The organism is Rhodococcus sp. EPR-147, from assembly GCF_001647185.1.
Lineage (GTDB): Bacteria > Actinomycetota > Actinomycetes > Mycobacteriales > Mycobacteriaceae > Rhodococcoides.
In genome coordinates this window covers 1-10,098 of the sequence record NZ_LVCU01000579.1, presented here as the reverse complement: position 1 = coordinate 10,098, position 10,098 = coordinate 1, and the positions used below count along the sequence as shown (strand labels likewise).

The window sequence follows — 10,098 nt, the reverse complement described above, 5'->3', positions numbered from 1 at the left end:
GGCGACCACTGCCTCGACGACCTCGGCCACGAATCGGGCCCGATTCTCCGGCGAGCCGCCGTACGAGTCGTCGCGCTGGTTCGAGGCGGGCGAAAGGAATTCGTGCAACAGATATCCGTTGGCACCGTGGATCTCGACGCCGTCCATTCCGGCGGCGATCGCGTTCTTCGACGCCTGCACGAAGTCGGCGATCACCGAGGGCAGCTCGTCCTCACGCAGCGCACGCGGGGTGGGGTACGCCTTCTTGCCCTCGTAGGTGTGGGTCTCGCCCTCGATGGCAATGGCACTGGGCCCGACGACCTCGCGGCCACCCGTCGTCGCCTCGTGGGTCACGCGACCGGCGTGCATCACCTGCGCGAAGATCCGTCCGCCGTCGGCGTGCACTGCATCGGCGACGTTGCGCCAGCCCTCGATCTGCTCGTCGGTCACCAGACCGGGCTGACCGGGGAAGCCCTGGCCTGCATGGCTGGGGTACGTGCCTTCACTGACGATCAGACCCAGGGATGCGCGCTGCTTGTAGTGCTCGACCACCAGCGGGCCCGGTACACCGTCCTGGCCGGAGCGCGTCCGCGTGAGCGGGGCCATCACCAGCCGGTTGTCGAGCTTCAGGTCGCCGAGCGCCAACGGGGAAAACAACTTCATGGATCTCTCTCCTCACGAGTGCGTGCACAGTACTTGCCACTGCTCACTCCGAACTCGAAAGATCCACCGAGCTATTCCGTCTCGAGACATTGCTCACGCCGAACGCAGCAGTGGTGCGGACAAGTGCCCTCCAAGGCACTTATCCACACCACTGTTCCATCTGGTCGTTCCGCAGGCTCCACTCCTACGCGCAGGCACTCACAGGATGTAGAGCATCTCCTGATACGTCGGCAGCGGCCACAGATCGTCGGCCACCATGGCTTCCAGAGTGTCCGCCGCAGATCGAACGGCGGCCATCGCGGGCAGCAGTTCGTCCTTGGCGTGCGTCGCCTCGGCGAGGGCCTCGCCGCCGGGGTCGGCTTCGAGCGCGGCCTTCAACGTCGCCAACGCTGCCCGCAGCTCGGCGAGCGGTGCCGAGACCGCCTGCAGCGCAGTCATGTCGACGTCGTCGACGCCCGCACCCTTGAGTGCACTGACGTTCTGCGCCAGCTCGGTCTGATAGCGCACGGCTGCGGGGAGAATGGACGTCTGGCCCATCTCCAGTGTCAGACGCGCCTCGACGAACACCGTCAATGCGTACTGTTCGAGCCCGATCTCGTAGCGCGAGTGCATCGCTCGGTGGTTGAACACCTTGTACTTCTCGAACAGTTCCATCGCCGAGTCCGAGATGAGTTCGGGCAACGCGTCGAGCGTCGTACGCAGGTTCGGCAGGCCGCGTGACTCGGCCTCGATCTGCCAGTTGTCGGAGTAGCCGTCGCCGTTGAACACCACCGCGCCGTGCTCGGTGATGATCTCGGTCAACAGGTTCTGCACGGCGGTGTCGAAATCGGTGCCCTCGGCGACGGCCGCTTCGAGGTTGGTCGCCATGTAGTCGAGAGCCTCGGCCATGATCGTGTTGATCGTGACCATCGGACCGTTGACGGTCTGCATCGAACCGGGTGCGCGGAACTCGAACCTGTTGCCGGTGAACGCGAACGGACTGGTTCGGTTACGGTCGCCGGGATCGGTCGGCAGCACGGGCAGAGTGTCGGCACCGATCATCATGGTGCCCTTGCCCTTCGACGACGTGGCCGCGCCCTTGGCGATCTGGTCGAACACGTCGGCGAGCTGATCGCCGAGGAAGATCGAGATGATCGCGGGCGGAGCCTCGTTCGCGCCGAGGCGATGATCGTTGGTCGCCGACGCCACCGAGGCGCGCAGCAGACCGCCGTACTTGTGCACCGCACGGATGACGGCAGCACAGAAGACGAGGAACTGTGCGTTGTCGTGGGGATTGTCGCCGGGAACCAGCAGCGATCCCAGATCGGAGTTACCGAGCGAGAAGTTGACGTGCTTGCCGGAGCCGTTGACGCCTTCGAAGGGCTTCTCGTGGAACAGGCATTCCATGCCGTGCTTCTTGGCGATGGTCTTGAACGTGGTCATCAACAGTTGCTGGTGATCGGCTGCGATGTTGCCGCGCTCGAACATGGGCGCGATCTCGAACTGCCCGGGTGCGACCTCGTTGTGCCGGGTCTTGGCCGGGATGCCGAGCTTGAACAGCTCGCGCTCGGTGTCCATCATGAAGCCGAGCACACGCTCGGGAATGGCCCCGAAGTAGTGATCGTCGAACTCCTGGCCCTTGGGCGGCTTCGAGCCGAACAGGGTGCGGCCGGCATTGAGCAGGTCGGGCCGGGCGAGGAAGAAGTGTCGGTCGACCAGGAAGTACTCCTGCTCCGGACCACAGAACGAGACGATGTTCTCGATGTTCTCGTGCCCGAACAGCTTCAGGATCCGCTCGGCATGCCCACCCATGGCCTGCTGCGAACGCAGCAACGGGGTCTTGTGGTCGAGGGCCTCACCGGTCATCGAGACGAACACCGTCGGGATGCACAGGGTGTTGCCGTTCGGATTCTCCAGTACGTACGCCGGGCTGGTGACGTCCCAGCCGGTATACCCACGAGCCTCGAACGTGTTGCGCAGGCCGCCGTTGGGGAAGCTCGACGCGTCGGGCTCGCCCTGGATCAGCGTCTTGCCCGCGAATTCCGCGAGCGCGCTGCCGTCACCGACCGGGTCGAAGAAGCTGTCGTGCTTCTCGGCCGTCAAGCCGGTGAGGGGATAGAAGACGTGCGCATAATGCGTTGCGCCCTTCTCCAGTGCCCAGTCCTTCATCGCCGACGCCACCGCGTCGGCGACCAGGGGGTCGAGCTTCTTGCCTTTGTCGATGGTCGCCATCACCGACTTGAACACGGATTTGGGCAGTCGCTTCTGCATGACGACCTTGCTGAAGACGTTCTCTCCGAAGATCTCGCCCGGCTTCTCGTCTCCGACGAAGCTGACCGCAGGCGGCACATACGCCTCGACGTCTTTGATCGCCTGCAGGCGTACGGTATTTCCACTCATGGCTACCCCTTGACAAGGTGCTGCTCCACAGCTGGATTTTGTGGAGTCCGACCCGGCGACTGTACGAATGCGACGTGGCGGTCGTGTTTCGTCGCTGTGTCCACTGCGATGCAAAACAAACCGGGAGGCAAAAACGGCGACCGGAGTTTCCTTCCACGCAGACGGGGGTAACTCCGTAGCCAGCGTAAGCAACCGAAAGCGAGCCCCATGAGCGACCAGCTGACCGTCCGCAGAGTGATCGACGCTCCCCCGGCGTCGGTGTTCACCGCACTGGCCAACCCCGAGGTTCAGGCCGCGGTCGACGGCTCGGAGATGTTGCGTGGTGCGATCGACCCCACGCCGCTCGGCACCGTGGGCGACACCTTCGCGATGGACATGTATCAGCCGGAATTGGGCGAGTACGTCATGGAGAACACCGTGTTCGTGTTCGAGCAGGACCGACGTATCGGTTGGATTCCCAATCGCCAGGGCATGGAACCTCGTGGCACGCGGTGGTCCTGGGAACTCGAGGAGGTCGCCGACGACCGGACGGCCCTGACACAGGTGTACGACTGGTCTCGAGTCACCGACCCGGAATTCCGGAAGATGGCCGGCTTCCCACGGGTGACCGAGGAACAGATCGTCGGCACCATGCGCCGGCTCGCCGAGCACCTCGGCGTCCCGCTCGAAGACTGATCCCCGACGACAGGAAGAACTCTCATGGTCGACGTCACCCGCACCTTCACCGCCGCTGTTCCGATGGAGAAGGCGGCCGCCTTTTTACGCGACTTCTCCAATGCGCCGTCGTGGGATCCTGGAACCCAGAGTTGCACAAAGATTTCCGACGGTCCGGTCGCCGTCGGAACGCAGTGGCACAACGTGTCCAAGCTGTTCGGTATCACCACGGAGTTGACCTACACCTTGGTCACCGACGAGCCTGATCACATCGTGCTCGAGGGCGAGAACAAGACGGCTACCAGCGTCGACGACATCACGTTGACTGCCGAAGGATCGCACTCCACCCGAATCGACTACCACGCGAAGGTCGAATTCAACGGTGCAGCCAAGGTAGCCGGCCCGTTCCTGAAGGCGGGATTCGAGGCGAAAGTCGCGCCGGACACCGTCGAGAAGATGACCGAGGCGCTCGAGCGACTGGGCTGACGCCCTACTTGCGTGCGAAAACGGTGAAGTTGTCCGCTGAGCTCGTCAGAACGTCGGGTGCCACGATCGAACCGTCGTCGGCGAAGATCTCGGAGATGGTGAACCCGGCATCGGTTACCAGTCGGCGCACGTCTGCCACGGTGGTGAAGTGCATGAACGGAGCGAAATCGTGCGCAGCGAGCGGCGCTACGGCCCACGTTCCGCGATCGACGACTCGAGAGCGCGCAGACCACCAATTGGCAACGCTACGAACGACTCCGGCGGGATCGAGCAGTCGCCTACCGATGGCCGTCACGACACGCTCGAGTGAGAACGTGAACCGCTGGGTCGGTCTGCTCAACTGAAACGGCTTCTCCCCGAACGACGGTCCGTTGCGGTTGAGAGTGGAGAACACCAGAATTCCGGACTCGCCGAGAACTCGGTGAAATTCTGCGAGTACCCGGACTCGTTCGTCGTGGGTCACGGTGTCGATTCCGTTGTTGCTGAACACGATCAGGCCGAATTCGCCGTCCGAGAAGTCCACCAGGTTGCGCGCGTCGGCCACGTGCGCCTGCAGGTCGGGAAAGTTTCGCCGAAAGGCGTCGACCATGGTGGGTGCGTAGTCGATCGCAACGTAGCGGTCGCTGATCAGCCGAAGCAGCGCCGTGGTTCGGCCGCTGCCGACTCCCACGTCCAGTATCGGCGTTCCGCGCGCAACCGAGGCCGCAGCCACCAGCGCCGCCGCCTCCCCGCGGTCGAGAAAGCCGTCGGTGGGTCCCGCGTGCTCCACGTACGCCGCAGCCACCCGCTCACTGTCGAACACGTCTCGATTGTGGTCTGTGGACACCAGATCACCTTCGCTTCCCACCCTGCGGACACAAGCGTCGCTCCCCTGCGGTCAGACGGTACCGGCGAACCCTGAGGTGCGCCTGAGGTCTCGTGCGTCCACCACACCCCCATCCGGGGGTATTCATCGAGTGACTCGGATCACTACCGTTCGTCGCACTCGGTATCGCGCATTCACCCGATACCCGACAAAACGGAGGAACCATGACCACTGTCTCACCCGACGACCCGGGTGTGTCCGCATCGACGCCACCTACGGTGCAGACCAAGACCAGTGTCCGCCGGGTCGCTGTCGCCAGTGGCATCGGCACGACGATCGAGTTCTACGACTTCTTCATCTACGGCACCGCGGCCGCCCTGGTCTTCCCGACGATCTTCTTCCCGGCCCTCGGCTCCACCGCAGGCACCGTGGCCTCGTTCGCGACGTTCGCGGTCGCGTTCATCGCCAGGCCCGTCGGCGCAGTGCTGTTCGGGCACTTCGGTGACCGCATCGGTCGCAAGAAAACCCTGATCTCGACGCTGTTGCTGATGGGGGTGTCCACGTTCGCCATCGGCCTGCTCCCCGGCGCGGAGACGATCGGCGTGGCTGCTCCGATCATCCTGGTGCTGCTCAGGTTCGGCCAGGGGTTCGCAGTCGGTGGTGAATGGGCAGGCGCAACACTGCTGACGGCCGAGTACGCGCCTCCTGGCAAACGCGGCTTCTACGCGATGTTCCCTCAGCTGGGACCGTCCGCCGCGTTCATCTTCTCCAGCGCGACATTCCTCGCGACCGGACTGCTGCTCGGCGACACCAACGAGACGTTCCTCAACTACGGTTGGCGAATCCCGTTCCTGCTCAGCGCCGTTCTGGTACTCATCGGCCTGTACATGCGCCTCGCCATCGAGGAGACCCCCGTCTTTCGCGCCAACAAGCTCGCCGAGGAGCAGGCACCGGCGAACGCAGCACCGACGAAACTGCCGATCTTCGACGCCTGGCGCATCCAGAAGCGCGAGATCATCACTGCTGCAGGCGCATTGGCATCTCTGTTCGCCTTCTTCTACATGGGTACCGCGTACCTGACCAGCTACGGCACCAAGACACTCGGGTTCGACCGGCCGTTCGTGTTGATCACCGGAATCGGCGCCGCGGTGATCTTCGGAGTTGCCATCGCGGTCTCGGCGACCTACTCCGATCGCGTCGGCCGACGGCGAGTGATCATGGGAGCGTGCATCATTGCGATTCCCTGGTCGATCGCACTGTTCCCCGTTCTCGACACCGGGTCACCCGCAGCATTCGTGATCGGCATGTGCGTCACGCTCGCCATCTTCGGAGTTGCCTACGGACCGACCGGAGCCCTGCTCCCCGAGCTGTTCCAGACCCGTTTCCGTTACACCGGAGCAGGTTTGGGCTACAACCTCGCAGGAGTTCTCGGTGGCGCGATTCCGCCGATGCTGGCCGCACCGCTCACCGCCGCGTTCGGCAGCATCTCGATCGGAGTCATGCTGGCCCTGCTGTCGGTACTCAGTCTGATGTGCACCAAGCGGTTGATCGAGACCAAGGATGTCGACATGACCTGACACCCGCAACGCAGAACCGCGGCCACCCGGCAATCGGGTGGCCGCGGTTTCGTCAGCTCTTCACGGGACGAACTCAGTCGTCGCCACGGGGCGGCGGCTGAACATCGACGCCGCCGGAGTTGTGCTCCGGTCCGGCCGCCGGATGCCCTGCCGGCACGCGGCCGCGCGTCTTCGCGGCCTCGCTGTCCTTGGTGGCACCTTCGGCGAACTTACGACGCCAGCTCTCCTCGGGACGGTAGGGGCCCGGCTTCGGCCGAGTCTTGCCGCCCGGGAACGCCAGCCGTGCGATGGTGCGCTGGACCATGCCCCACTGCTGAAAGAACGGTCCGGTGTTGTAGGGCAGTTCGTAGCGCTCGCAGATGTCCTTGATCTTCGGCGCAACGTCCGCGTACCGGGTGCTGGGCATGTCCGGGTACAGGTGGTGCTCCACCTGGTAGCTCAGGTTGCCGCTCATCAAGTGGAACAACGGACCACCGTCGATGTTGGCGGCTCCGACGAGCTGACGGACGTACCACCCACCGCGGGTCTCGTTCTCCACCTCTTCCTGGCTGAAGGTGTAGGCCTGGTCCGGGAAGTGTCCGCAGAAGATGATCGCGTTCGACCAGACGTTTCGAATGATGTTCGCGGTGAAGTTCGCGGCCACCGTCGACAGGAACGTGCTCTCGATGCCACTGAACCGGCTGTCCAGCAGAGCCGCGGTCCGACGGTTCTTACCGAATCGGGCAGACCCACGCAGCTTGGACGCGAGCCTGGAGCGCTTGCTCTCGGGCAGACGTCCACCCGATGCGACCTGCGCCAGCGCGAACGCACCGGCGGAGATCAGCGGCCAACCCACGTAGTCCTTGACGAACTGCTTGCGTGCCTTGACGCCGATGCCCTTGAGATCCTCGACGAGATCCTTGACCGGCTTCTCACCGCGACGAATGGCCTCGATGTCGAGATCGTGCAGCGCGACACCCCACTCGAAGAACGCCATCAGCAGCACGTTGTAGAACGGCTGCGCCAGGTAGGCCGGGTGCCACTTCTGCCGCGGGTCGATACGCATGATCTCGTAGCCGAGATCCTTGTCCTTGCCGCGGATGTTGGTGTACGTGTGGTGCACGTAGTTGTGCGAGTGCTTCCACGAGCTCGCGGTCGACGCGGTGTCCCAATCCCACACGGAGGAATGGATTTCCGGGTCGTTCATCCAGTCCCACTGGCCGTGCATGACGTTGTGGCCGATCTCCATGTTCTCGAGAATCTTTGCGATTCCGAGGCACGCTGTACCTGCCAGCCATGCCGGCTTGCTGGTCGATCCGAGCAGCAACACTCGACCCGCGACCAGCAGCTGTCGCTGGGCTGCGATCACCGAGGTGATGTACTTCCGGTCCTTGTCACCGAGGCTGGCGTATACCTCGTCGTGGATGGCGTCGAACTCCTTGGCGAGTTCGGCGATCGTGTCGTCACTCAGATGCGCCAGCGGGTTCACCGGCTCGTCGGAGCCCGTGACACGCCTGGTGGTTTCGTCGATAGACATTCATTCCCCTGTTCGATTTGAAGATCAGAGTTCGATTTCGATGTCGCCCTCAGCAGTGTTGACACAGATCCGAACCGCTTGCCCCGTAGGTTCGGAGATATCCCCGTTACGTAGATCACGTAAACGCCCCTTCTTCAGGGTACCTACGCAGGTGTGGCAGATGCCGATCCGGCAGCCGTACGTCAAATCCAGGCCGGCTTCCTCACCGGCGGCGAGAATCGTTGTGCCGCCGTCGCATTCGACGTCCTTCTTGCTGTTGAGAAACTTGACGGTGCCGCCCTCGCCTACATCGTCGCCACCACCGATGACCGGCTGAAAACTCTCGTGATGGAACCGGTCGTAGTCACCCTGGTCTTTCCAGTACGAGCGCAGATCGTCCAGATGTTCACCCGGACCGGAGCAGAATGCTTCGCGCTCACGCCAATCCGGGACCAGCTCGTCCAATTCGGACGCCTTCATCCGACCCTCGTCGCTGGTGATCCGCAGCTTCACCCTCAGCCCGTCGTGCTTGGCTTCGAGTTCGTCGAGGGTATCGGCGAACATCAACTGGTCGCGATTGTGCACCGAATGCACCACCACGACGTCGCGTACCTGATCGTGGTGATCGAGGGCGCGCAACATGCTGATGATCGGCGTGATGCCACTGCCTGCACTGATGAACACCATCTTGTCCGGAATCGGATTCGGCAGAGTGAACTCGCCCTCGACCTCACTGAGCCGGACGATGTCGCCGGTCCTGATGGTTCCCACCAAGTACGGCGAGACCGTCCCCGACGGCACCAGCTTGGGACTGACGCTGACCAATCCGTCCACCGGGTCCGGATCGGAGGTGAGCGAATACGCCCGCCAGTGGTACCGACCGTCGATCAGTACTCCGAGTCGGACGTACTGCCCGGGTGTGTGGCCCTGCCACTCGAAACCCGGCCGGATGTACACCGAGACGGCCTCCGATCCCTCCGGTGTCACCCGCTCGACCTTCCCCCGAAGCTCGCGGGTGGTCCACAGCGGATTGATCATCGACAGGTAGTCGTCGGGCCGGAGCGGATTGAACAACGATCGGACTGCGCGCAGCATCGTCCGTCGTACAAAAGAAACCTGGGGCTTGGCCCCCCGTTCAGCCATACTCAACGGTAACCCTGTGCGCCGTGCTACACATCCGAATCGCTCAGACTCGAATGAGACTGCTACACAAGGTGAACAGAACCGGGCTGTTCCGACCGGTCAGCGCGCTCTGGAAACGCGGTCGCCCAGGGCGGCACTCACTTTTCCGTACCAACCGACCGGACGGGCAAGCCCACGCGTGGGCACATCGGCCAGCAACGCCTCGGCCGTTTCCTCCGCATCGATCTTGTTGTCGCCGATGCCACCCGTGGCACCTCGCTTGGCCCACCCGACGACGTAGCACCCCGGAACCGGAGTGCCGTCGGCAGCGGTGATGCGACCGCCGACATTACGGATGGTGCCGCTGATGTCGTCGAACGGGATTCCCGGTGACGGGGTTCCGCGATAGCCGATCGCGAGCAGAACCAACTCGGTCGGCAGCTCGACGGCGTGCTCACCGACGCCGACTTCGATGGACTGCACCGAGTCGCTGCCGTGGAGAGCAGCCGGAGCTCGGCCGAACGCGAAGACGATGCGGCGGGCGTGTGCCTGCGAGCCCAGTTCGACTTGCGTCGCCCCAGCCAGAGCCGACGCAGGAGCGGACAACGGCAGGCGATCGATGGCGTCGACGATTCCGTCCGGTCCTGCCACGACGACGTCGACGCCGGCGCGATCGACGAGCGCCTTGCATTCGGACCGGGTGAACGCCGCGAATTCAGGACCACGACGGGCGAGGACGACGACCTCGCGGACGCGATGGCGACGCAGCTCGGCCAGAGCATGAGGAGCGATCTCGGTTCCGTCGAGCCGGTCCGGATCGGCCGTGAGGATACGAGCAGCGTCGAGTGCGACGTTGCCGTTTCCGACGATGGTGACGCGATCGACGCCGGTGAGATCGATCGCGTCGGCAGCAACGTCGGGGTGGCCGGTGTACCAGC

8 protein-coding genes and 1 pseudogene are annotated in these 10,098 nt (G+C 63.8%); 3 read left to right on the top strand and 6 right to left on the bottom strand.

Annotation, left to right across the window (positions count from 1 at the left end; translation table 11 throughout):
- Nucleotides 1-642: oxidoreductase (locus tag A2J02_RS26215; RefSeq protein ID WP_442971511.1), on the bottom strand; the 642-nt coding region annotated here is incomplete at its 3' end.
- A 198-nt stretch (nt 643-840) separates the two neighbouring features.
- The gene (locus A2J02_RS26210) at nt 841-3,021 is read right to left on the bottom strand and encodes a glutamine synthetase III family protein (RefSeq protein WP_068055743.1); all 2,181 of its coding nucleotides are present in this window, start codon (nt 3,019-3,021) and stop codon (nt 841-843) included.
- Nucleotides 3,022-3,228: 207 nt separating this feature from the next.
- Between A2J02_RS26210 and A2J02_RS26205 the strand changes: the two genes are divergently transcribed.
- Nucleotides 3,229-3,696 (top strand): SRPBCC domain-containing protein, encoded by a 468-nt coding sequence (locus A2J02_RS26205; protein ID WP_068055740.1) that lies wholly within the window; start codon nt 3,229-3,231, stop codon nt 3,694-3,696.
- Nucleotides 3,697-3,720: 24 nt separating this feature from the next.
- Nucleotides 3,721-4,161 (top strand): SRPBCC family protein, encoded by a 441-nt coding sequence (locus tag A2J02_RS26200; protein ID WP_068055737.1) that lies wholly within the window; start codon nt 3,721-3,723, stop codon nt 4,159-4,161.
- Between the two features lie 4 nt (nt 4,162-4,165).
- Here the strand turns inward: A2J02_RS26200 and A2J02_RS26195 are convergent, their stop codons facing one another.
- Nucleotides 4,166-4,987 carry a class I SAM-dependent methyltransferase gene (locus A2J02_RS26195; protein ID WP_068055746.1) on the bottom strand — a complete coding sequence of 274 codons (822 nt, stop codon included), beginning with the start codon at nt 4,985-4,987 and terminating at the stop codon, nt 4,166-4,168.
- Nucleotides 4,988-5,190: 203 nt separating this feature from the next.
- Between A2J02_RS26195 and A2J02_RS26190 the strand changes: the two genes are divergently transcribed.
- Nucleotides 5,191-6,543 (top strand): MFS transporter, encoded by a 1,353-nt coding sequence (locus tag A2J02_RS26190; RefSeq protein WP_068055734.1) that lies wholly within the window; start codon nt 5,191-5,193, stop codon nt 6,541-6,543.
- Nucleotides 6,544-6,616: 73 nt separating this feature from the next.
- Here the strand turns inward: A2J02_RS26190 and A2J02_RS26185 are convergent, their stop codons facing one another.
- The 3 genes and pseudogenes from A2J02_RS26185 to A2J02_RS28510 all read right to left on the bottom strand — a co-directional run.
- On the bottom strand, nt 6,617-8,059 hold the full coding sequence (locus A2J02_RS26185) for a fatty acid desaturase family protein (RefSeq protein ID WP_068055731.1): 1,443 nt from the start codon (nt 8,057-8,059) through the stop codon (nt 6,617-6,619).
- Between the two features lie 24 nt (nt 8,060-8,083).
- Entirely contained in the window at nt 8,084-9,181 is a 1,098-nt protein-coding gene (locus tag A2J02_RS26180) for a ferredoxin reductase (RefSeq protein ID WP_068055728.1), read from the bottom strand.
- Nucleotides 9,182-9,280: 99 nt separating this feature from the next.
- A pseudogene (locus tag A2J02_RS28510) lies at nt 9,281-10,098 on the bottom strand (ferredoxin); the annotation flags it as partial.

Coding starts and splice junctions, on each gene's coding strand:
- A2J02_RS26210 (WP_068055743.1), bottom strand. CDS start 3,021: ATGAGTGGAAATACCGTACGCCTGCAGGCGATCAAAGACGTCGAGGCG.
- A2J02_RS26205 (WP_068055740.1), top strand. CDS start 3,229: ATGAGCGACCAGCTGACCGTCCGCAGAGTGATCGACGCTCCCCCGGCG.
- A2J02_RS26200 (WP_068055737.1), top strand. CDS start 3,721: ATGGTCGACGTCACCCGCACCTTCACCGCCGCTGTTCCGATGGAGAAG.
- A2J02_RS26190 (WP_068055734.1), top strand. CDS start 5,191: ATGACCACTGTCTCACCCGACGACCCGGGTGTGTCCGCATCGACGCCA.
- A2J02_RS26185 (WP_068055731.1), bottom strand. CDS start 8,059: ATGTCTATCGACGAAACCACCAGGCGTGTCACGGGCTCCGACGAGCCG.
- A2J02_RS26180 (WP_068055728.1), bottom strand. CDS start 9,181: ATGGCTGAACGGGGGGCCAAGCCCCAGGTTTCTTTTGTACGACGGACG.